Genomic DNA, 20284 nt, shown 5'->3' on the forward strand with positions numbered 1-20284 from the left:
GGGAGACGCAAAGCAGGATCGACGAGCGGGCGTCTGGAAGGGAGGAGCGCATGTCCGATCAACTGGGCTCGCCCGAGGGTGAGGCGATTGCCGACGATCTGCTGATCCTTTTTCAACGCAACCCGCGCCCGACTTTCGAGCAGGTGCGCGACGTGTGCGATGGAGGGGCGTTCATGGATGCCGCTCCGCAACTGCTGGCCGATCCTGCGCATGGGGTCATCGAACTTCAACGCGCGGGCCTGACTTTCGATCTCGCCGGGCTCGCCCCCGGCCGTGCGGTGCCGATCCCCGATCTGGGAGGGGCGGGGGTGGACGACACCGCGACGCAGCACGAGACCCGCGCCCTTTCCCTGCGGGTGGGCCCGCATATCGCCGCGGGGCGGAGGACACTTGTCGTTCTGCGCGAATGGTTTGCTCTCGCTCAGGACCTCGGCCAACGCTTTGGTGCGGGAGGCGTGTGCTGGGTGCCGGGCGGCGTCGTTATCGGGATGGAAAGCCTGACGCGTCAGATCGATAGCTGGGGGCTGCGTGGCGATGTGCCGGTCAACCTTCTCGCCAGCTTTCGGCCCACGATAGACGGTGCGCTGCAAAGCCACGGCCTCCACACCTTCACCGGCCAGGAATTGCGCATCGAGCCGCCGCTGGTTCAGGGCGACGGCAACGCGCTGGCGCGGTTGCTGTTCACGCACCTGTTCTACGCGGGCAAACAGACCCAATCCGGCCAGCTGACCGCGCCCGATGGCCACCCGCTCCGGATCGAGCCGAGCGCGGATGGCCGATACGTGCGCGTAACCCCGGGCTAGCCTCCGAAGGGTGCGCTTGCCTCCGCCAGAGCTGCCTTCGCTTCTTTGTACTCGCGCTCCAGCCGGTCGACCAGTTCGGCCACAGTCGCCACGTTCTTGACCGCGCCGACGCCCTGGCCCGAGCCCCAGATATCCTTCCACGCCTTGGCCTTGGAATTGCCGCCGCTGCCGAAGTTCATCTTCGAAGGGTCGCTTTCGGGCAGGTTGTCGGGGTCGAGCCCTGCCGCCTCGATCGAGCTGCGCAGGTAGTTGCCGTGCACGCCGGTGAAAAGGTTGGTGTAGACGATGCCTTCCGCGCTGCCGTCGACGATACCCTGCTTGTAGCCCTGCTCGGCATTGGCTTCCTCGGTCGCGATGAAGGCGCTGCCGATATAGCCGAAGTCGGCCCCCAGAGCCTGCGCGCCCAGCACCGCACGACCCGTGGCAATCGAGCCGGAGAGCGCGATGAGCCCGTCGAACCACTCGCGGATTTCCTGCATCAGAGCGAAGGGCGAGAGCGTGCCGGCATGGCCGCCGGCGCCAGCAGCAACGGGGATGAGGCCGGTTGCGCCTTTTTCGATCGCCTTGTGCGCGAAGCGGTTGTTGATCACGTCGTGCAGCGTGATCCCGCCCCAGTTCTTGACCGCCTGGAACACTTCCTCGCGCGCGCCCAGCGAGGTGATGACGAGCGGCACCTGCCACTTTTCGCACACCTGCATGTCTTCCTCGAGCCGCGCGTTGGAGCGGTGGACGATCTGGTTGACCGCAAAGGGCGCGGCGGGGCGATCCGGGTTGTCGCGGTTATGCGCCGCCAGTTCTTCGGTAATCCGGTGCAGCCATTCGTCGAGCACGCCGGAGGGGCGCGCGTTCAGCGCCGGGAAGCTGCCGACGATCCCCGCCTTGCTCTGGGCGATGACCAGTTCGGGGCCGGATACGATGAACATCGGCGAACCGATGATGGGCAGGCGCAGACGATCGAACGGGGCGGGCAGGGGCATGTGGTTTTCTCCCGGAATTATGTGGTTGCCCGGGGGTCTATGCCCCGCCGTGCCCGGTGTCGAGATTGCCGTTACGTCAACCCGGGCAGGTTTTCGACACGATAGACGCGCGCTGCGTTGCCCGCGAACAGCGCGCGCTTCTCTTCGTCCGATGCACCCGACGCCAGACGTTTGAACGCATTCCAGAGCGTTGCGTAGCTGCCCGCCCATTTGTCGACCGGATAGTTGCTCTCGAACATCGCCCGCGTCGGCCCGAACGCCTCGATGCAGGTTTCGACATAGGGCCGCCACATCTCGGCGAGCTTTTCCGACGGAACCGATTCCGTCGGCCCCTGGTGGGGCATCATGCAGAACGGCATCGCCAGCCCGCCGAGTTTCACGACGACGTTCTCGCATTTCGCCAGTTCGCGGATCGACCCGCGCCACCGCTCGAAATTCTCGTCCAGCTTGCCCTCGTAGGACGCAATGCCGAGCGGGGTGCCGCAATGGTCGAGGATGATCGGCTGTTCTGGGAAGGCACGCGCCAGGTCGATCACGTCGCCCAGCTGGGGCTCGACCACCCAGGCGTCGAAACTCAGACCCAGTTCGCCGAGCTGTGCGAATCCCTTGCGGAAGGTGTCGTCGCGCAGCAGGCCCTCGGGCGCGTGGAACGGCGGGCCGAGCACCGCCGGATCGGCATCCCATGCCGCGCTGTGCCGGACGCCGCGAAAGCGCCCGTTGCCCGCTGCAACCAGCGCTTCGAGCACAGGCTTCGCCTCGGCGCCCAGCGTCAGGTCGGCGTGGCCCACGATCCCCGCACATGGGCGGAATTCGCCGTAGAGCCCGCTTGCGCCCTGCGCCGCGACACCGTTCACGAACTCGACTTCGCCCACGACCTTCATCGCCTCGCCGCGCGCCGGATCGTAGAACGCGCCGCATTCCATGAAGACCGTACCGATGACGCGGTGCCCGCTCTGCGTATCGGCGAGCAGCTGGTCGAAGGTGTACAGCGCCGAACGCCCCACAGTTTCGATGAAGTCGTGGCGCGGTTCGGGGAAGGCGGAGACCAGCGGGCGAAGATCCCACAGGTGATGGTGCGGATCGATGATCGGCAGATCGGGTTCGATGATCGCTTCGGGCGGGGTCATGCAGTCTCCTTGCTCGGTGTGACACAGAGACCGGCCATGTTTGCAAAACTCTCCGCAGCGGCATTTCGCCAGAATATCAGCAGCTTGGGCGAGGCATCGTGAGGGCCTGTGTCACCTTTCACATGTCGTCGGCGAAGTCTGGTTTGCATCCTCTGTCCGGTCTCTTCTGTGTGAAGTAGATCCTTGGAGCAGAGACTGCCGTAAGGATGCGACGTAGGAAAGGCCCTTACTCCAGCAGGGCCAGCGCCTCGTCCGCGAACGTCACTCTCGGCCATTTCGACGGGGGCTGATGGCGCAGCCAGGTATATTGTCGCTTGGCATAGTTCCGCGTCGCCTGCTGACCCTTGGCGATCGCCTCTTCTCGCGACCATTCGCCGCGTAGCCACCCGGCGACTTCGCGTACCCCGATCGCGCGCATGATCGGAAGATCTGGAGCGAGTTTGCGCGCCAGCAGCGCCTCGACCTCGGCCACTGCGCCGTCATCCAGCATCTGCTCGAATCGCGCATCGCACCTTCGATAGAGCCATTCGCGTTCGGGCAGCAGGATGACCGGATTCAGCGCGACTGAATCGCCAATTCCGCCCTCAAGCCGCCTCTGCCATTCGCCCAGCTTCAGGCCCGTGGCGCGCACCACCTCGAGCGCACGCGAAATGCGCTGCGAATCGCCCGGGTCGAGCCTCGCGTGGCTTGCGGGGTCTTCGAGCGCGAGTTGCGCGTATGCGTCGGGTGTCGGCAAAGCCCGCACGGCGTCGCGCACATGGTCCGGGATCGTGGGGATAGGCGCGATCCCGTCGAGCAGCGTGCGGATGTAGAGCCCGGTCCCGCCGACCAGGATCGGCACGTTGCCCGCGCCATGGATGTCGACAATCTCGCGCTTGGCGGCATCGGCCCATTCGGCGGCAGAGCACGCCTGCGATCCATCCCAGGCACCGAACAGCCGATGCTCTGCGCGCGCCTCTTCTTCGGGAGAGGGGCGGGCGCTCAGCACGCGCAGGTCGGCATAGACCTGCGCGCTGTCGGCATTGACGATCACGCCTTTGCGGCCCTGTGCCGCCAGCGTGTCCGCGAACCGGAGAGCGAGCGCGCTCTTGCCGCTGGCGGTCGGCCCTGCGATGAGCGCGAGCGGTTTTCGCGTATCCCCGGAGATTTCGTCAGTGCTCATCGTCCGCATCCTAGCAGAGCCAGTGCCCGATGAGGCAAGCCTGAGTGCATTGGAGAATGCGCTGGTCGAGGCGGGGCAGCCGCTCGCCAGCGCCGCAATGCTGGAATTCTGTGGCGAAGTTCTTGAGATCGCAATCCCTGAGGGGACCCGCGAGGTGGTCGCGCCGCTGGTCGAACAGCACCTTGCACCGCAGGCTGCGCTGTTTGCCGACGACTTTATCGAGGTTCCGCGGCTGATCGTCAGCGATATGGATTCGACGATGATCGGGCAGGAATGTCTCGACGAACTCGCCGATTTCGCCGGCGTGAAGCCGCGCGTGGCCGAAATTACCGAGCGCGCGATGCGCGGCGAACTCGATTTTGCAGGTGCGCTGAAGGAGCGGGTCGGTCTGCTTGAAGGGCTGGACGAAGGCGCGATCCAGCGCTGTCTCGACGAACGCATTTCTCCGACGCCGGGTGCCGCCACGCTGATCGCGACGCTGAAAGCGCACGGCGCGCATAGCGTGCTGGTGACCGGCGGCTTTCACCGCTTCGCCGATCCGGTTGCGGAGCGGCTCGGGTTCGACCGGGTGGTCGGCAATCGCCTGCTGATCGCGGACGGCAAGCTGACCGGCAAGGTGCAGGAACCGATCTGCGACAGCACGACCAAGAAAGCCACTCTCGCCGAAGAAGCGGCCAGGCTGGGCGAGGGCGCGCGCACCCTGGCGATCGGCGACGGCGCGAACGACACGCCAATGATCGTCGCGGCAGATTACGGCATCGCCTACAAGGCGAAGCCCAAGACCCGCGCCGCCGCGAATGGCTGGATCGACATTGACGACCTCACCGCGCTCCTCCTGCTGCTCGGCATCGAGCGGGATAAGTGGGTGATGCGCTAGCGTCCCGCGCGAAAAAAGGGGGCTTGAAACGGGCTCGTTCAGGACTTATTGACATTCCTGTCAGTAAGGAAAGTCCCATGACCAATATTACTACCATCTCCGATCACTCGGCTTCGGTCGAAACGGCGCGCGACGGAACCCCGCTGCGCCATCCCGACCGGGTGATCCCCAAGTACCGGCCGCTGGTCGCCTATCATCACTTCCGCGAGCTGCTAAAGGATAAGGAGGATACCTCCCACGTCTTCCGCATCTTCGAAGCTCTGCCGCACAAAAGCTTCATGCCTCGCGTGAGGCGGCTCGTATTGAGCGAGCACGGCGAACGCCTGCGGGCCGAGGAGCCGTACCTGCCGCCGATCCTCGACGATCACGAGGCCTTGCGCAAACTGCCCGAGGGCACGGTGGCGCACGCCTATTGCGACTTCATGGAAAGCGAAGGCCTGTCCGCTGCCGGACTGGTGGCCGAAGCGGACAAGCTGGGCCGCCGCAAGTTCGGCGACCTCGTCGAATGGTTCGGCTTCCGCAACCGCGACACGCACGACCTGATGCACGTGTTGACCGGATACGGCCGCGATGCGCTGGGCGAACAATGCGTCCTGCTGTTCACCCACGGCCAGCAGCCGAGCCACGGCCACCTGCTGATCGGCTATGCCGGTGCGTACAACATCAAGCGCGGTGTGAAGGGCAGCAAGGCACCTGTGTTCCGCGCCGTCCGCCAGGCACAGAAGACCGGCACCGCGTGCCCGCCGCTGGTCGAGATGTCGATCCGCGAGCTGCTGGCGATGGATTTGCAGGAAGCGCGCGCGAAGCTGAACATTCCCGAGCCGCACTGGTACCGCGAATGCCACCGCGTGTGGCGCGAGGAAGGGATCGACCCCTACGATCTGCTCGGCACCGAGAAGGTCGAGGGCGGGGTGCCCGCCGCCGCCTAACCCGTGAGTCCCAGCGAAAGCTGGGACCTGCATCGGCAAGAGCACTCCGTTGTGAGAAGGTCCCAGCTTTCGCTGGGTCTCAGGTGCCATTCAAAGCCAGCTGGCGATCTGCGTCAGCGGCTTCTTGCGCGTCGCGTGTTCGGGCACGGTCGCGTCGGGCGCAGGATGGCCGACGACGACGATCATCAGCGGCTTCTCCCACTCGGGCCGCCCGCAGATCTCGCGCAGGAACCCCATCGGCGATGGCGTGTGCGTCAGCGTGGCATGCCCCGCCTCGTGCAACGTCGCGATCAGCAGGCCGCAGGCAATCCCCACGCTTTCGGTGACGTAGTAATTCTGCGTCTGTCCATCCTCCTCGATCCCGCCCTTGCGCTGCGCGAAGCACACGATCAGCCACGGCGCGGTTTCTAGGAAGGGCTTGTCTGCATCCGTGCCCAGCGGGGCGAGCGCATCGAGCCATTCGTCGCTCGCCTTGCCGGCATAGAACGCCCGCTCCTCCGCCTCCGCGGCTTCGCGGATCGCGCGCTTCTTCTCGGGCGAGGAGACCGCAGCGAAATGCCACGGCTGATGGTTCGCGCCATTGGGCGCGGTGCCCGCCGCCTGAATCGCCGCCGCGATCACCTCGCGCGGCACCGGCGCATGGGTGAAGCTGCGGCAGGTATGGCGCGTCTTGAGCCGCTCGTAGGCGGCGCGGGCGCGCGCAATGCGCTCTTCGTCGGTCAGTTCGGGCAGCGCGGGGAAGGGCAGGTGCGGCTCGCTCATTCTGTCCGCCTAATTCCCTCTCCCCGTGCGGGGAGAGGATAGCACAGCTTGCTCCTGCAAGGAGGTAGCGAAGCTTGGTGAGGGGCGCTCGACATCGGCTCGTGGTACTCCCCTCTCCAACCGCGGCTAGGCGCTTACAGCGCCAAGCCTTCGTATCCTCTCCCCGTCTGGGGAGAGGGGACAACCATTACTCTTCCATCCACTCCTTGAAGAACGCCTCGTTTGCAGCGCGTAGCTCATCGACCTTCACGCCCAGCAGGCTGTCGCCACCGACCGTGCCCAGACGCCGGAAACCGACCAGCGCGGCGGCTTCGCTTTCGGGGCCTTCGGCGACGATCGCGTTGAAGGCTTCGACCTTGTCCGGGCTGACGGTGACGACGTAGCGGCTCTGGTCTTCACCGAACCACCATTGTGCAGCGGTGTAGGCTTCGTTCGCGGTGACTTCTGCGCCGATCCCGCCCGCGAGCGCCATTTCGGCCAGCGTCACGGCGAGCCCGCCGTCGGAGCAATCGTGCACCGCGCTCAGCAGGCCTTCGTCGATCAGCTTGAGTACGATCTCGCCTGCGCCGCGTTCTGCCAGCAAATCGACAGGCGGCGCGCGGCCCTCGTCGCGGCCATGAACTTCCTTGAGCCACAGCGACTTGCCGAGGTGCGAGCGGACCGGATCGGGCTTGGCCCAGAACTCGGGCGCAATCAGGTAGATCGCGTCGCCTTCGTTCTTGAAAGCGATGTTCACCAGCTTGTCGTAATCGGCAACCAGCCCGACCCCGCCGATGGCCGGGGTGGGCAGGATCGCCGAACCGCCGCCGGTCGCCTTGCTTTCGTTGTAGAGCGACACATTCCCGCTCACCACGGGGAAGTCGAGCGTGCGGCACGCCTCGCCCATGCCGTTCAGCGCGTGGACGATCTGCGCCATGATCTCGGGGCGCTGCGGGTTGGCGAAGTTGAGGCAGTTGGTGATCGCGAGCGGCTTCGCGCCGACCGCGCACAGATTGCGGTAGGCTTCGGCCACCGCCTGCTTGCCGCCCTCAAACGGGTCGGCATAGACATAGCGCGGGGTACAATCGGTGCTGATCGCCAGCGCCTTCTTCGTCCCGTGCACGCGCACCACACCCGCATCGCCGCCGGTCTGCAGCGTATCCGCGCCCACCTGCCGGTCGTATTGTTCGAAGATCCACCGGCGCGAGGCGAGGGCGGGGCTGCCCATCAGCGTGAGCAGGTCCGCACCCACATCCGCGCTGTCGGGTACGTTAGTCATGGGCGTAATCTTCGCCCAGTCAGTATATTCCTCAAGGCTCAGGTAGGGGCGATCATACAGCGGTGCATCGTCGGCCAGCGGCCCGAGCGGAATATCGCACACGGTCTCGCCTTCGAAGTCGAGCACCATGCGGCCTGTATCGGTCACTTCGCCGATCACCGCGAAGTCCAGTTCCCACTTTTCGAAGATGGCGCGCGCCATCTCTTCCTTGCCGGGCTTGAGGACCATGAGCATCCGCTCCTGGCTTTCGCTCAGCATCATTTCGTAGGGCGTCATCCCCTCTTCGCGCTGCGGCACGTCGTCCATCTTCAGCCGAATGCCAACGCCGCCGTTGGAGGCCATCTCGACGCTGGAGCTGGTCAGCCCTGCCGCGCCCATGTCCTGAATCGCGACGATCGCATCGGTGGCCATCAGTTCGAGGCAGGCTTCGATCAGCAGCTTTTCGGTGAAGGGGTCGCCGACCTGCACCGTGGGGCGCTTGGCCTCGGCGTCTTCCTCGAAATCCGCGCTCGCCATGGTCGCGCCGTGGATGCCGTCGCGCCCGGTCTTGGAGCCGACATAGACGATCGGATTGCCCACGCCCGTCGCGGCGGAATAGAAGATCTTGTCCGCGTCGGCGACGCCAACGGTCATCGCGTTGACCAGGATATTGCCATCATAGGCCGGGTCGAAATTGGTCTCGCCCGCAACGGTGGGCACGCCCACGCAATTTCCGTAGCCGCCGATCCCGGCGACCACGCCCTGCACCAGATGCTTCATCTTGGGATGGTCGGGCCGCCCGAAGCGCAGCGCGTTGGCGTTCGCCACCGGTCGCGCGCCCATGGTGAAGACGTCGCGCAGGATGCCGCCAACGCCCGTCGCCGCGCCCTGATAGGGTTCGATATACGAAGGGTGGTTGTGCGACTCCATCTTGAAGATCGCAGCTTGTCCGTCGCCGATGTCGATCACGCCCGCGTTCTCACCCGGCCCGCAGATGACCCACTCCGCTTCGGTGGGCAGCTTCTTCAAGTGCAGGCGCGAGGATTTGTACGAGCAATGCTCGCTCCACATGACCGAGAATATGCCGAGTTCGAGCAGGTTCGGCTCGCGCCCCAGCGCGCTCAATACGCGCTCGTATTCCTCGGGGCTCAGCCCGTGCTGTTCGACGATGTCTGGGGTGATCTCGGATGTGGTAGTAGCCATGCGGGCGCGCTTAAACCGCTCCGCGCGCCAGCGCCAGTCCCGGTGCTAGGGTTTCGCACGCCGCGTGCGCCCGAGCCACCACGCGGCGAGGGTGGTCAGGCCATAGGCGAAGAACGCGGTGTAGGAGAGTGCAGGGGTGACCGCCTCAGGCTCCGGCCCGAACCAGTTGATCGCTTGGACCAGCAACAGCACCGCACCCAGGACGATGGCGGGCAGGGCGGGGCCGCGCGTGCGCGCCAGAAACACCGCCAGCGCGCCGAAGGTGAGGAGCAATTCGAGCGGCATCTCGATCGCCGGATAGTTCCACAGCCCGACGCCGTATTTCGGCGGATCGCCTGCAATGGTCAGGTCGGGGCGGTGGACCAGCAGATCGAGCGACCAGTGCGACAGCACCACCAGTCCGGCCAGCAGGCTCACCCTTCGATCGCGCGTTGCGAGCCACACGATGGCGGCGAATCCGATGGCGAAGCACGCGCTCCCGACGAGGCTGTGCGTATAGGGCATGTGGTACAGGTCCATCGGGTTCATCGCGGTGATCCCCGGCACCACGCGCATGTTTTCCACCCCAAGCAGCAGCAGTGCGAAGAACGCCCAGTCGACCAGCTGCGCGGCAATGAAGTACATGCCGAGCCTTGGCCGCTGCGGCGTGACGGCAGCCGCCAGCAGCGCAGGCGCGAAATGACCGATAAACATGCGCTTCTCCCCCCAAAGGATGCGTGCGTTTGCTTGACCCGCCACCGGAGCCGCGTCAATGCTCGCGCGCAATGGCAGAGGATGCAGCAAACATCGCGGACATGAGCTTCGAGGAAGCTCTCAGGGCCCTTCAGCAAGTCGTGCGGCAGCTGGAAGACGGCGAAGTGCCGCTCGACCAGTCGATCACGCTTTACGAGCGCGGCGAGAAGCTGCGCGCGCATTGTCAGGCGCGGCTCGATGCGGCGCAGGCACGGATCGAGGCGATCGTGCTCGACGCAAAAGGCCAGCCCACCGGCACGAAGGCCTTCGATGGCGCGGAATGAGCCAGGTGCCTGAGATGGATTTCGAGGACACACCTGGCGCGCGATTGCGCATGGCGCTGGCCACGATCCGCACGGATGTGGACGCGGCCTTCGATCAATGGCTGCCGGTCCCCGACGATACCCGCGCCCCGCTGGTCGAAGCGATGCGGCATGCCGCCATCGGCGGGGGCAAGCGCGTGCGCCCGCTGCTGCTGGTCGCCACGGCGACGATGTTCAACGTTTCGCGCGAAGCGGCGGTGCTGGCGGGTACGGCGGTGGAAGCGATCCACGTCTATTCGCTGATCCACGACGATCTGCCGTGCATGGACGATGACGACATGCGCCGCGGCAAGCCGACCGTGCACAAGGCGTTCGACGAGGCGACGGCAGTGCTCGCGGGCGATGCGCTGCACGTGCTTGCGTTCGATATCCTGACCGACAGATCCGTGAGTTCCGATCCGTTCATCCAGGCCGAACTGGTGCGCTGTCTCGCGAAGGCGAGCGGGATGAGCGGCATGGCGGGCGGTCAGGCGATGGACATGGCCGCCGACAGCGCGACCTACGATCTGCACACGATCACCCGGCTGCAACAGCTGAAGACCGGCGCGCTGCTGACCGCGAGCGTGGAGATGGGCGCGATCGTTGGCCGGGTGCCGCCTGAATCGCGTGCGCCGCTGCTCAGCTATGCGCGCGACATCGGCCTCGCCTTCCAGATCGTGGACGACCTGCTCGATCACGAAGGCGACGAGGACAAGGCGGGCAAGGCGCTGCGCAAGGATGACGAGCAGGGCAAGCAGACCTTCGTCTCGCTGATGGGCGCCGACGCCGCGCGCAGCCAGGCAAAGGCGCTGATCGACCAGGCCTGCGGCCACCTCGCGCATTACGGCGAGGATGCGGGCGTGCTGTGCGATCTGGCGCGGTATATTGTGGAGCGAGATCGTTGACCGAACGCATAGGCATCTATCCCGGCACCTTCGACCCGATCACGCGCGGGCATGCGGATATCATCCGCCGCGCGTCGCGGCTGGTCGACCGGCTGATCATCGGGGTCACCACCAATCCCTCCAAGAACCCGATGTTCGATACCGACGAACGGCTTGCGATGGTCAAGCGCGAGGTCGCGGCGATGAATCTCGCCAATGTCGAGGTGGTCGGGTTCAACGCGCTGCTGATGAAGTTCGCCAAGGCGCAAGGGGCCAGCGTGATCGTACGCGGGCTGCGGGCGGTCGCGGACTTCGAATACGAATACCAGATGGCGGGAATGAACCAGCAGCTCGACGACGAGATCGAGACCGTGTTCCTGATGGCGGACGTCTCGCTTCAGCCGATCGCGTCGAAGCTGGTCAAGGAGATCGCGCTGTATGGGGGAGACATCGGTGCCTTCGTCAGCCCCGCCGTGCGCGACGATGTGGCAGAGCGGGTCAACAAGATCGGCGTGAAGGGCGACTTCTAGGTCGACCGCCTGCGAACCAAATCGTTCATTGCACCGACAGCGCACGGTTTGTATCGCGCCGGTGATCCTAGGAAATTCGCCTGTGAGAAACATGCTCAAGAACATTCTTTCCGCCGCTGCCCTGGCAGTGCTGGTCGCAACGCCCTCTATCGCGCAGGACGAAGAGGCCGCACCGGCACCGCGCCCTGCATCGGCCTATGCGACGATCGACTACAACCTGCAGGACGATCGCGATAACATCCTGTTTCTCGACCTTTCCAACGGCAAGCGCGTGGCCATCCGCCTGATGCCCGACTGGGCGCCGGAGCATGTCGAGCGGATCAAGACGCTGGCCCGCCAGGGCTTTTACGACGGGGTGATCTTCCACCGCGTGATCGAAGGCTTCATGGCGCAGACCGGCGATCCGACCGGCACCGGGCAGGGCGGGTCCGAGCTTCCCGACCTCCAGGCGGAATTCAATCCGATGCCGCACGTGCGTGGCACCGTTTCGATGGCGCGTGCGCAGGCCGAAGACAGCGCGAACAGCCAGTTCTTCATCGTCTTCTACCCGCGCTTCAGCCTGGACAAGAAATACACCAATTTCGGGCGCGTCATCGCGGGCATGGATGCGGTGGATGCGATCCACCGGGGTGAGCCGCCGCGCGATCCCACGCGCATCGTGCAGGCCTCTATCGCGTCGGACAACAAGCCCGCGCCGACCCCGCAGGAAATCGCCGCCTCGAACCCGGCTTCGATCACCGCAACCGACCTGACCGCTCCCGCCGGGGAGTGATCGCAGCCAACCTGCGCGCGAGCGGCCTTTACGATGCGCGTTGACCTCTTCGATTTCGAGCTTCCGCAAGACCGGATCGCGCTGCGCCCGGTAAGCCCGCGCGATGCGGCGAAGATGCTGGTGGTCGACGGCAACGCGCCCTTCGCCGATCAGCAAGTGCGCGACCTGCCCGATCTGCTGCGCGCGGGCGATATCCTCGTCTTCAACGACACCCGCGTGATTCCTGCCCGGCTCGAAGGCGAGCGTGTGCGCGAAGGCGCGAGCGGCGCGGCCATCGGCGCGACGCTGCACAAGCGGATCGACGCGCGCCGCTGGCAGGCCTTCGTCCGCAATGCCAAGCGGTTGCGCGAAGGCGACCGGATCGAGTTTCCCGAAGGTGTCGCCGCGATCGCAGAGGCGCGCGGCGAGGATGGCAGCTGGACGCTCGCCTTCCTTGGCGAGGAGCCGGTCGAAGTTCTCCTCCACCGGGCAGGGGCCATGCCACTGCCGCCTTATATTGCACAGCGCCGCGCCGCGGACGAGCGCGATGCGGAAGACTACCAGACGCTGTTCGCCGACAAGGCGGGCGCGGTCGCCGCACCCACCGCCGCGCTGCATTTCACCCCCGAACTCGTCGAGCGGCTCGATGCAGCAGGGATCGGTCGCGAGACGCTGACGCTGCATGTCGGCGCGGGCACCTTCCTGCCGGTGAAAGCCGACGACACCACCGAGCACAAGATGCACGCCGAGTGGGGCGAGATCAGCGCCGAGGCAGCAGCACGCCTCAACGCGGCGCGTGCGGAAGGCCGCCGGGTAATCGCGGTCGGCACCACCAGCCTGCGCCTGCTCGAAAGCGCGGCGGACGAAACCGACACGATCCAGCCATTCTCCGGCGACACCGATATCTTCATCACCCCGGGCTATCGCTTCCGCGCGGTGGACGGGCTCATGACCAATTTCCACCTGCCCAAATCGACCCTGATGATGCTGGTCAGCGCGCTGATGGGGCGCGAGCGGATGATGGAGGTTTACGCGCACGCGATCGCGAACGACTACCGCTTCTATTCCTACGGCGATTCCTCGTTACTATTGCCACCACGATGACCGAGCGAGACCTTCCCATCCATCACCGCGCAGAGGACCCGGGGGGACGGCTTTGGAGTTTCGGCAAGGTTATCTGGGTGCATTGCCCCGAGTGCGACAAGGCGGCGAAGAAGGACAACCACGGCGTCAACTGCAATCATTGCGGCCACACCACGATCCAGAGCCGCAAACCGTCGAACAATAGATGGGCAACACCCGCTTCCTCGAAGCAGAAATGCACCCATTGCGGCGAAGCGATCGGCAACGAGGATCGCCCGACAGCGCGCACGAAGGACGGCGAGCTCTTCCTGCAGGTGCGGTGCCCTCACTGCGGAGAGACGGACGATTATCCGGCCCGCCCCGGCTGGACCACGCAGCGCTTCGGGTATGAACCAGGGCCGCCGCTGTTCCTCGCCACACAAGTGGCGGGCGAAACCTTGTGGGTCCAAAATCTCGCCCATCTCGATGCGCTGGAGGACTGGCTCGGTGCAAAAGTGCGTGAGCGCGGGCCGCAGCCGGGCCTCACCATGATGGCGAAGCTGCCGCGCTGGATGAAGGCATCCACCAATCGCGCCAAGGTGTTACGCGGCCTCGCGCAGCTGCGCGAGCGTGCGGAGAAGGCTGGGATAGACGAATAGGCCCGCACAAAGGCAAACAGGTTCTCTTGTAAAACTTGCCGGCTGCGCCAAATTGCCCGCCATGTCCGAACCGATCCTAGAGCTTTCCGGCCTCACCAAGATTTACTCCGGGGGCCTCAAGGCTCTCGACGATGTCGATCTGACGATCAATCGCGGGGAGATCTTCGCGCTGCTGGGGCCCAATGGCGCGGGCAAGACCACGCTGATCGGCGCGGTTTGCGGGCTGGTGCGGCCCACCAGCGGCACGATGCGCGCTTTCGGCCAGGATCTGCAGAAGGACTGGCGGCAGGCGCGCGCACGGATCGGGCTGGTGCCGCAGGAACTCTCCACCGACATGTTCGAGCCTGTCCTGCATGCTGTCGAATATTCGCGCGGGCTGTTCGGCCTGGCGCCCGATCCTGCACGGATCGAGGAGATCCTTCGCTCGCTGAGCCTGTGGGACAAGCGAAACAATCGCATCATGGAGCTTTCGGGCGGCATGAAGCGCCGCGTGCTGATCGCCAAGGCAATGGCGCACGAGCCCGACCTGCTGTTCCTCGACGAGCCGACTGCGGGCGTCGATGTCGAACTGCGCAAGGACATGTGGCACCAGATCGACATGATGCGCGCGCGCGGCGTCACCGTGATCCTGACCACACATTATATCGAGGAAGCCGAGGAGATGGCCGACCGGGTCGGCATCATCCGCGGCGGCAAGATCCTGATGGTGGACCAGAAGGATGCCATGATGGCGCGGCTCGGCCGGACCGAGGCGCATGTGATGCTGGCACAACCGCTCGACGCATTGCCGCCTGCCATCGCTTCCTTCCCGGTCGAGCTGGAAGATGGCGGACGGTCGATCTGCTATCGCGGCGGCGACGGCACGGGCAAGGGCCGCGAGGAAGTGGCCGAGCTGACCAAGGCGCTGATCGCGAGCGGGATCGACTATGTCGGCATCGATGTGCGCGAAAGCAGCCTGGAGGATATTTTCGTCTCCTTGCTCGGCGAAGAAGAGGAGCAGGCGGCATGATCTTCAACGCGCGTTCCGCCTGGTCGATCTACCGGCGCGAGCTGTGGCGCTTCCTGCGCACGGCGTTTCAGTCCGTCCTCGCCCCGGTGCTCACCACATCGCTCTACATCCTCGTCTTTGGCAGTGCGATCGGCGATCGGATGCCCGATATGGGCTCAGTCGACTATGGTGCCTTCATCATTCCCGGCCTGCTGATGCTGACGCTGCTCGGGGAAACCACCAGCAATTCCAGCTTCGGTATTTACATGCCGCGCTTCACCGGCACGATCTACGAACTGCTCTCCGCGCCGGTGGGCGTGGGCGAGACGCTGGTCGGTTTCGTCGGCGCGGCGGCAACCAAAAGCCTGATCCTAGCGGCGATCATCATGGCGACCGCGCGAATTTTTGTCCCGTACGAAATCGCCCACCCATTCTTCGCCTTCGTCTTCATCCTGCTGGTCGCAGCAAGCTTCAGCCTGTTTGGTTTCATCCTGGGCATCTGGGCGGATAGTTTCGAGAAGCTGGGCATTATTCCGATGCTGATCCTGACCCCGCTCACTTTCCTGGGCGGCACGTTCTACTCGATTGCGGACCTCCCCGCGCCGTGGAGCACCATCGCGCTGGCCAACCCGATCGTCTACCTCGTCAGCGGTCTTCGCTGGACGTTCTATGGGTCCGCCGATGTCAGCATCTGGCTATCGCTTTCGCTGACGCTGGCGTTCCTCGCGATCTGTACCGCCATTATCGCCTACATCTTCAAGACAGGCTGGCGATTGCGCGATTGAGCCGCTAGCTTTCGCGCCATGTTCCGACCCGCTTCCGTCTTCGCCGGCGCCTGCCTGATCGCCACACCCTCCGTCGCGCAAATTCCGCCCGATGTGCAGGCGATGATCGATGCAGCGATGGCCACGGGCGATGCGAAGAAGATCGAGACGGTGATCGAACTCGCCAAGCAGACCCAGCCCGACAGTGCCGACGAGATCGAGGCGATTGCGGGTGCCTGGCGCAAAGAGCGTGCGGAAGCACAACGGCTTGCGGAGGCGAAGAAGAAGGAGGAAATCCGCGAAGCCGGCATGTTCGACATGTGGAGCGGGGAAGGGCAGATCGGCGCCTTCCTTTCCACCGGCAACAGCGATGACATGGGCCTCTCGCTCGCAGTGAAGCTCAAGCGCGACGGCATTCGCTGGTCCCATGCGCTGCGCGGTACCGCTGATTTCCAGCGCTCCAGCGGGGTAACGAGCCGCGAGCAGTTCCTTGCCGCCTACGAGCCGCGCTTCCAGATAAACGAGAACATTTTCGCCTATGGTCTGACGCAATACGAACGCGACCGATTCCAGGGGTTCTACAATCGCTATGCCGTGTCGGGCGGCATCGGCTACAAGCTTCTCGATAGCGATTCAGCCACACTCTCGGTCAAGGCGGGCCCGGCTTACCGCGTGACCGAGCGCACCACGGGTGAGACGATCAATCGCCTCGCCGGACTGTTCGGTGCCGATTTCGACTGGAAAATCGCGGACCGCGTCACCTTTACGCAGGATGCCAACGCGGTCGCCGAGACGGGGACAGAAGCGCTGCTGGTTGTCGATAGCGCGAACACGACGCTCAACCTGACCAGCGGGATCGATTTCAAGGTCAGCGATCGTCTTCGGTCGCGCCTGACTTACAATATCGAGTACGACAGCAATCCCGGCCCGGGCGCCGAAAAGACCGACACGCTGACGCGCTTCTCTCTCGTCTACGGCTTCTGACGCCGACAAGTGTTGGAAAGATAAAGGCTATTTCGGCCAAACGAGACGGGAAGAGTAGATCGGTCTCTCACAGGGGAATTTTCTACCTTTCCGCTTGATTAATCAAACTGTTGTTCGCCCGCCACAGAAGCGGGGCAAAGCGAATGCGCTATTCGTGCAGAATTGCCGAACCTCTAAGCCAGCACTAAATGGCGGCTATCGCCATCAAGGCGGTATTTAGGTGAGGATAACAACTAAAATGAAACCCGCTTATTTCATCGCGGCCGCCTTTGCAGGCGCGCTGCTTCCCTCGGCTGCCTTCGCGCAGGACGCGACCCCGGCTGAAGTGACCCTGGGTGTCACCGCCGGCTATCACGATCTGGGCATTTCGGACGAAGTCTACGACCTCACGGGCGTGGAAGTCGATGATGGCAGCCCGATCTTCGGCGGCTTCGCTTCGGTCGATTTTCCCGTCAGCGACAGCATTTTCATCGGCGCCGAAGGCAACCTCAGCATCGGGACCGACGCAATCGATTCCGATTACGGCGCCTCGGCCCGTCTCGGCTACCGCACCCAGAACGGCACCAAGGTCTATGTCCGTGGCGGCTACCAGTGGGTCGAACTCGACTACGCCAACATGCTGAACGTCGACAAATCGGCGATCCCCGCCGGGCTCGACGATACCGTTGGCGACTACCTCGTCGGCGGTGGCGTCGATGTTCCGATCGGTAGCAAGGCCATGTTCCGCGTCAATGTCGACACGATTTCGTTCGACACGCTGCGCGCGACGGCAGGCGTCGGCTTCCGCTTCTAAGCGCTCGAGCCTGACGAAAGGGGTCGCCTGTCCGGGAGGGCGGGCGGCCCCTTTCCTGCATCATGAGCAAACGCGGAACGGCACTTCCTCGCTCGTCGCGCTGCCCAGTTCGATGAACAGCGCCATCACCCGCGCAAGATTTTCGGGCGGCAGCGGTGCCAGTTCCGCCAGCAGACGATCCGCGATCCGGCATCGCTCGGCATCGAAACCCTGCGCGATCGATAGCGCAGCGGTCGGGGCGAGCGCCTTCTTCGCGATATTCGCGAGCGGTCCCTCCACCGGCATGGGGGTACCGGTAATCCTTTGCGCCGCCTTGCGCGCTTGCGGCCACGCCCGATCGGATTGTGGCTGAAGCCGACTCTTGAGCGCGCCGGACCGCGTGCCGAGAAAGGCATCGCCCGGCAGTACGCGCGCGCACCGGTTCTCCAGCGCTCCGACCAGGTCGGGCATGACATAGGCAACCACCGCCTCGTTTTCCGCCGCGCTGATACAGGGGCGGGCCTGTGTTTGCGCGGTGGCGGTGGAGCCGACGGCGAGCAGACAGGCGGCGGCAGCGATCTTGCGGAACATCGTTGGGCAATCCCTTTCCCGTTGGGGCCAGATCCTTGCCCCGCCAGCGGTGAGCAATGCGTGAACGCATGCATCGACTCAGAGCGGATGCTGCACTAGCGGACTGGCCGATGACGACACGTTTCGATTTTACGATTTCTGCGCGCAGCGGGCTCGCGCGCACCGGCAAGATCCGCATGCAGCGCGGCGATATCCGCACGCCCGCGTTCATGCCGGTCGGTACCGCGGCGACGGTGAAGGGCATGAAACCCGAAAGCGTCCGCGCGGCGGGTGCGGACATCATCCTTGGCAATACCTACCACCTGATGCTGCGCCCCGGCGCGGAACGGGTCGCCCGGCTCGGCGGGCTGCACCAGTTCATGAACTGGGATCGCCCGATCCTGACCGATAGCGGCGGCTATCAGGTGATGAGCCTGTCCGACCTCAACAAGCTGACGGAGGAAGGCGTAGAATTCCGCAGCCATCTCGACGGGTCCAAGCATATGCTCAGCCCCGAACGCAGCATGGAAATCCAGCGCCTGCTCGGCAGCGACATCGTGATGGCGTTCGACGAATGCCCGCGCGCCGACCGTCCGCTTGCGGAGATCGAGGCGAGCATGGGAATGTCGATGCGCTGGGCGAAACGAAGCCGCGACGCCTTCGATGCGGGCGGCGAGCACGCGCAACGGGCGGCGCTGTTCGGCATCCAGCAGGGCGCGCTCAATGAGAATCTGCGACGGCGTTCTGCCGATGCGCTGAGCGAGATCGGCTTCGACGGTTACGCCATTGGAGGGCTTGCGGTGGGGGAGGGGCAGGAGGCGATGTTCGCCACACTCGACTTCGCACCGGGCCAGCTGCCCGACGATGCGCCGCGCTACCTGATGGGGGTCGGCAAGCCCGACGATCTGGTCGGCGCGGTCGAGCGCGGAGTCGACATGTTCGACTGCGTGCTGCCGACGCGATCGGGCCGCAACGGGCAGGCGTTCACCTGGAACGGTGCGCTCAACCTGCGCAATGCCCGCTTTGCCGAGGATACCGGCCCGCTCGACGATCGCTGCACCTGCCCCACCTGCGCGACCTATAGCCGCGCCTATCTGCACCACCTGATCAAGTCAGGCGAGATGCTCGGCGCGATGCTGCTGACCGAGCACAATATCGGGTTCTACCAGCAGCTGATGGCCGCGATGCGAGAGGCGATCGCGCAGGATCGGTTCGCCGCATTCGCAACCGATTTTCGCCGTGACTATCTCGGCTAGGTACCTTCGGGAAGATCGGGCGGGATGAATGTCTCGCGCCGCCAGATCGGATCGGGCGGTTCCCCTTCGCGTCGCTCGATCCCCTTCAGGTAGCCGAAGAACGTCGCGATGCGTCGGCTCTCCACACTGGCGATCGCCTTGCGGCCATGCATGAACCGGCTGTTGTCGAGCAGCACGACGTCGCCGTGCTGCCATTCGTGCGAATATGTCAGCGCACGGGCAGTGGAGCGGATGTCGTCGACCATGTCGTCCGAGATCGGCCTTCCATCCAGCAGCGGGATATTCGGCATCCGCAGGTAATCGCGCGCAAACAGGATGAAGTTCGCAAAGGCTTTGCCATGGCCGAACAGCGTCGGCTCGAGCGCGGGGCGAGTAAACCCGCGCAGGATTCGGTCGCCCGACCGCCGGAACCAGTAAGGGCACGTCTCGGGCGGATTGTTAAGCAGCGCATCGTCCGGCGTGTCGGTGCCGAGCCAGAAGCGCAGCATTTCGGGCGACGCGGGGCGGATGTAGAACAGGTTCGCATCTGCAAGCTCGGAATGCAGCTCTGCCGGCAGGTTCTCGGCAATCGCAATCCCGTCGCAGATGTTGGTCTGGCCGCCCACTTCCGGCGGATCGAAGCAGGCGAACATCGCAAGATCGGGCCGCCATGGCTCGCGCGACAGCTCGGGGTGAAGCGGGAAGGGGTCAACTCCCAGATTGACCGTCTGGACCGAACTGTCGCCCTGCAACACCTCGCGATGGGGGCTTTCGTTGTAGGAGGGCGCCGAACACAGATCGAGGCCGAGCTCCCCGAAATTCTCCACCGTCGTCGCAAATCCACGCAGGAGAAGCGCGCCGTGACGTTCGATCGCTGCCCTGATTTCCGCACGATCCGCGTTTTGCAGAGACGCTCCGTCCGAATGGATGGTGTGCGGTGGCACGGGGCCCGATCGGTTCGTGAGTGTCGGCAT

22 protein-coding genes are annotated in these 20284 nt (G+C 64.8%); 14 read left to right on the forward strand and 8 right to left on the reverse strand.

Translation table 11 applies throughout. From position 1 onward, the window contains the following. The first annotated feature begins 50 nt into the window (after positions 1 to 50). Complete coding sequence (locus AAG591_RS03130) at positions 51 to 803, forward strand: hypothetical protein (protein ID WP_342529504.1); 753 nt, start codon at positions 51 to 53, stop codon at positions 801 to 803. Here the strand turns inward: AAG591_RS03130 and AAG591_RS03135 are convergent. The 3 genes from AAG591_RS03135 to miaA form a co-directional block, all read right to left on the reverse strand. Then, positions 800 to 1780, reverse strand: coding sequence for an NAD(P)H-dependent flavin oxidoreductase (locus AAG591_RS03135; RefSeq protein ID WP_342529505.1), 981 nt, complete (start codon positions 1778 to 1780; stop codon positions 800 to 802). The genes AAG591_RS03130 and AAG591_RS03135 overlap by 4 nt on opposite strands. Positions 1781 to 1851: 71 nt before the next feature. Further along, positions 1852 to 2907, reverse strand: coding sequence for an amidohydrolase family protein (locus tag AAG591_RS03140; RefSeq protein WP_342529506.1), 1056 nt, complete (start codon positions 2905 to 2907; stop codon positions 1852 to 1854). Positions 2908 to 3133: 226 nt separating this feature from the next. Then, complete coding sequence (miaA, locus tag AAG591_RS03145; protein ID WP_342529507.1) at positions 3134 to 4069, reverse strand: tRNA (adenosine(37)-N6)-dimethylallyltransferase MiaA; 936 nt, start codon at positions 4067 to 4069, stop codon at positions 3134 to 3136. A gap of 97 nt (positions 4070 to 4166) precedes the next feature. On the opposite strand from miaA, the gene serB reads away from it, so the two are divergent. Both serB and AAG591_RS03155 read left to right on the forward strand, forming a co-directional pair. Next, a complete protein-coding gene (serB, locus tag AAG591_RS03150) occupies positions 4167 to 4946 on the forward strand; it encodes a phosphoserine phosphatase SerB (RefSeq protein ID WP_342529976.1) in 780 nt (259 codons plus the stop codon). 77 nt (positions 4947 to 5023) lie between these two features. Next, positions 5024 to 5875 carry a Coq4 family protein gene (locus AAG591_RS03155; protein ID WP_342529508.1) on the forward strand — a complete coding sequence of 284 codons (852 nt, stop codon included), beginning with the start codon at positions 5024 to 5026 and terminating at the stop codon, positions 5873 to 5875. A gap of 90 nt (positions 5876 to 5965) precedes the next feature. On the opposite strand, the gene AAG591_RS03160 is transcribed toward AAG591_RS03155, so the two are convergent. The 3 genes from AAG591_RS03160 to AAG591_RS03170 all read right to left on the reverse strand — a co-directional run bounded on the left by AAG591_RS03160 (position 5966) and on the right by AAG591_RS03170 (position 9770). After that, positions 5966 to 6637: a nitroreductase family protein gene (locus AAG591_RS03160; RefSeq protein WP_342529509.1), complete on the reverse strand. Its 672-nt coding sequence runs from the start codon at positions 6635 to 6637 to the stop codon at positions 5966 to 5968. 187 nt (positions 6638 to 6824) lie between these two features. Beyond that, positions 6825 to 9077 (reverse strand): phosphoribosylformylglycinamidine synthase subunit PurL, encoded by a 2253-nt coding sequence (gene purL, locus AAG591_RS03165; protein WP_342529511.1) that lies wholly within the window; start codon positions 9075 to 9077, stop codon positions 6825 to 6827. A gap of 45 nt (positions 9078 to 9122) precedes the next feature. Beyond that, positions 9123 to 9770, reverse strand: a complete 648-nt coding sequence (locus tag AAG591_RS03170) for a hypothetical protein (protein ID WP_342529512.1) — start codon at positions 9768 to 9770, stop codon at positions 9123 to 9125. A gap of 71 nt (positions 9771 to 9841) precedes the next feature. Here AAG591_RS03170 and AAG591_RS03175 point away from each other — a divergent pair, with 71 nt between their 5' ends. From AAG591_RS03175 to AAG591_RS03220, 10 genes are all read left to right on the forward strand, one after another. Continuing rightward, entirely contained in the window at positions 9842 to 10093 is a 252-nt protein-coding gene (locus tag AAG591_RS03175; protein ID WP_342529513.1) for an exodeoxyribonuclease VII small subunit, read from the forward strand. Continuing rightward, positions 10090 to 11016 (forward strand): polyprenyl synthetase family protein, encoded by a 927-nt coding sequence (locus AAG591_RS03180; protein ID WP_342529514.1) that lies wholly within the window; start codon positions 10090 to 10092, stop codon positions 11014 to 11016. Before AAG591_RS03175 ends, AAG591_RS03180 begins: the two co-directional genes overlap by 4 nt. Further along, positions 11013 to 11525: a pantetheine-phosphate adenylyltransferase gene (gene coaD, locus AAG591_RS03185; RefSeq protein ID WP_342529515.1), complete on the forward strand. Its 513-nt coding sequence runs from the start codon at positions 11013 to 11015 to the stop codon at positions 11523 to 11525. The genes AAG591_RS03180 and coaD overlap by 4 nt, the downstream gene beginning before the upstream one ends. A gap of 91 nt (positions 11526 to 11616) precedes the next feature. After that, a complete protein-coding gene (locus AAG591_RS03190) occupies positions 11617 to 12297 on the forward strand; it encodes a peptidylprolyl isomerase (RefSeq protein WP_342529516.1) in 681 nt (226 codons plus the stop codon). 33 nt (positions 12298 to 12330) lie between these two features. Next, the gene (gene queA, locus AAG591_RS03195; RefSeq protein WP_342529518.1) at positions 12331 to 13380 is read left to right on the forward strand and encodes a tRNA preQ1(34) S-adenosylmethionine ribosyltransferase-isomerase QueA; all 1050 of its coding nucleotides are present in this window, start codon (positions 12331 to 12333) and stop codon (positions 13378 to 13380) included. Beyond that, complete coding sequence (locus tag AAG591_RS03200) at positions 13377 to 13997, forward strand: hypothetical protein (RefSeq protein ID WP_342529519.1); 621 nt, start codon at positions 13377 to 13379, stop codon at positions 13995 to 13997. Before queA ends, AAG591_RS03200 begins: the two co-directional genes overlap by 4 nt. 61 nt (positions 13998 to 14058) lie before the next feature. After that, the gene (locus tag AAG591_RS03205) at positions 14059 to 15006 is read left to right on the forward strand and encodes an ABC transporter ATP-binding protein (protein ID WP_342529520.1); all 948 of its coding nucleotides are present in this window, start codon (positions 14059 to 14061) and stop codon (positions 15004 to 15006) included. Continuing rightward, on the forward strand, positions 15003 to 15770 hold the full coding sequence (locus AAG591_RS03210) for an ABC transporter permease (protein ID WP_342529521.1): 768 nt from the start codon (positions 15003 to 15005) through the stop codon (positions 15768 to 15770). Before AAG591_RS03205 ends, AAG591_RS03210 begins: the two co-directional genes overlap by 4 nt. 18 nt (positions 15771 to 15788) lie before the next feature. After that, complete coding sequence (locus AAG591_RS03215; RefSeq protein WP_342529522.1) at positions 15789 to 16733, forward strand: DUF481 domain-containing protein; 945 nt, start codon at positions 15789 to 15791, stop codon at positions 16731 to 16733. 238 nt (positions 16734 to 16971) lie between these two features. Then, complete coding sequence (locus tag AAG591_RS03220; RefSeq protein WP_342529523.1) at positions 16972 to 17526, forward strand: outer membrane protein; 555 nt, start codon at positions 16972 to 16974, stop codon at positions 17524 to 17526. Between the two features lie 60 nt (positions 17527 to 17586). Here the strand turns inward: AAG591_RS03220 and AAG591_RS03225 are convergent, their stop codons facing one another. Continuing rightward, positions 17587 to 18096, reverse strand: coding sequence for a hypothetical protein (locus AAG591_RS03225; RefSeq protein ID WP_342529524.1), 510 nt, complete (start codon positions 18094 to 18096; stop codon positions 17587 to 17589). Positions 18097 to 18206: 110 nt separating this feature from the next. Between AAG591_RS03225 and tgt the strand changes: the two genes are divergently transcribed. After that, positions 18207 to 19331 (forward strand): tRNA guanosine(34) transglycosylase Tgt, encoded by a 1125-nt coding sequence (tgt, locus tag AAG591_RS03230; RefSeq protein WP_342529525.1) that lies wholly within the window; start codon positions 18207 to 18209, stop codon positions 19329 to 19331. Here the strand turns inward: tgt and AAG591_RS03235 are convergent. Further along, entirely contained in the window at positions 19328 to 20284 is a 957-nt protein-coding gene (locus AAG591_RS03235; protein ID WP_342529526.1) for a TauD/TfdA family dioxygenase, read from the reverse strand. The two genes, tgt and AAG591_RS03235, sit on opposite strands and share 4 nt — an antisense overlap.

Origin of the sequence: Citromicrobium bathyomarinum (assembly GCF_038594485.1) — a bacterium.
Lineage (GTDB): Bacteria > Pseudomonadota > Alphaproteobacteria > Sphingomonadales > Sphingomonadaceae > Alteriqipengyuania > Alteriqipengyuania bathyomarina_A.

Coding starts and splice junctions, on each gene's coding strand:
- AAG591_RS03130 (WP_342529504.1), top strand. CDS start 51: ATGTCCGATCAACTGGGCTCGCCCGAGGGTGAGGCGATTGCCGACGAT.
- AAG591_RS03135 (WP_342529505.1), bottom strand. CDS start 1,780: ATGCCCCTGCCCGCCCCGTTCGATCGTCTGCGCCTGCCCATCATCGGT.
- AAG591_RS03140 (WP_342529506.1), bottom strand. CDS start 2,907: ATGACCCCGCCCGAAGCGATCATCGAACCCGATCTGCCGATCATCGAT.
- miaA (WP_342529507.1), bottom strand. CDS start 4,069: ATGAGCACTGACGAAATCTCCGGGGATACGCGAAAACCGCTCGCGCTC.
- serB (WP_342529976.1), top strand. CDS start 4,167: ATGCTGGAATTCTGTGGCGAAGTTCTTGAGATCGCAATCCCTGAGGGG.
- AAG591_RS03155 (WP_342529508.1), top strand. CDS start 5,024: ATGACCAATATTACTACCATCTCCGATCACTCGGCTTCGGTCGAAACG.
- AAG591_RS03160 (WP_342529509.1), bottom strand. CDS start 6,637: ATGAGCGAGCCGCACCTGCCCTTCCCCGCGCTGCCCGAACTGACCGAC.
- purL (WP_342529511.1), bottom strand. CDS start 9,077: ATGGCTACTACCACATCCGAGATCACCCCAGACATCGTCGAACAGCAC.
- AAG591_RS03170 (WP_342529512.1), bottom strand. CDS start 9,770: ATGTTTATCGGTCATTTCGCGCCTGCGCTGCTGGCGGCTGCCGTCACG.
- AAG591_RS03175 (WP_342529513.1), top strand. CDS start 9,842: ATGGCAGAGGATGCAGCAAACATCGCGGACATGAGCTTCGAGGAAGCT.
- AAG591_RS03180 (WP_342529514.1), top strand. CDS start 10,090: ATGAGCCAGGTGCCTGAGATGGATTTCGAGGACACACCTGGCGCGCGA.
- AAG591_RS03190 (WP_342529516.1), top strand. CDS start 11,617: ATGCTCAAGAACATTCTTTCCGCCGCTGCCCTGGCAGTGCTGGTCGCA.
- queA (WP_342529518.1), top strand. CDS start 12,331: ATGCGCGTTGACCTCTTCGATTTCGAGCTTCCGCAAGACCGGATCGCG.
- AAG591_RS03200 (WP_342529519.1), top strand. CDS start 13,377: ATGACCGAGCGAGACCTTCCCATCCATCACCGCGCAGAGGACCCGGGG.
- AAG591_RS03205 (WP_342529520.1), top strand. CDS start 14,059: ATGTCCGAACCGATCCTAGAGCTTTCCGGCCTCACCAAGATTTACTCC.
- AAG591_RS03210 (WP_342529521.1), top strand. CDS start 15,003: ATGATCTTCAACGCGCGTTCCGCCTGGTCGATCTACCGGCGCGAGCTG.
- AAG591_RS03215 (WP_342529522.1), top strand. CDS start 15,789: ATGTTCCGACCCGCTTCCGTCTTCGCCGGCGCCTGCCTGATCGCCACA.
- AAG591_RS03220 (WP_342529523.1), top strand. CDS start 16,972: ATGAAACCCGCTTATTTCATCGCGGCCGCCTTTGCAGGCGCGCTGCTT.
- AAG591_RS03225 (WP_342529524.1), bottom strand. CDS start 18,096: ATGTTCCGCAAGATCGCTGCCGCCGCCTGTCTGCTCGCCGTCGGCTCC.
- tgt (WP_342529525.1), top strand. CDS start 18,207: ATGACGACACGTTTCGATTTTACGATTTCTGCGCGCAGCGGGCTCGCG.
- AAG591_RS03235 (WP_342529526.1), bottom strand. CDS start 20,284: ATGCCGACACTCACGAACCGATCGGGCCCCGTGCCACCGCACACCATC.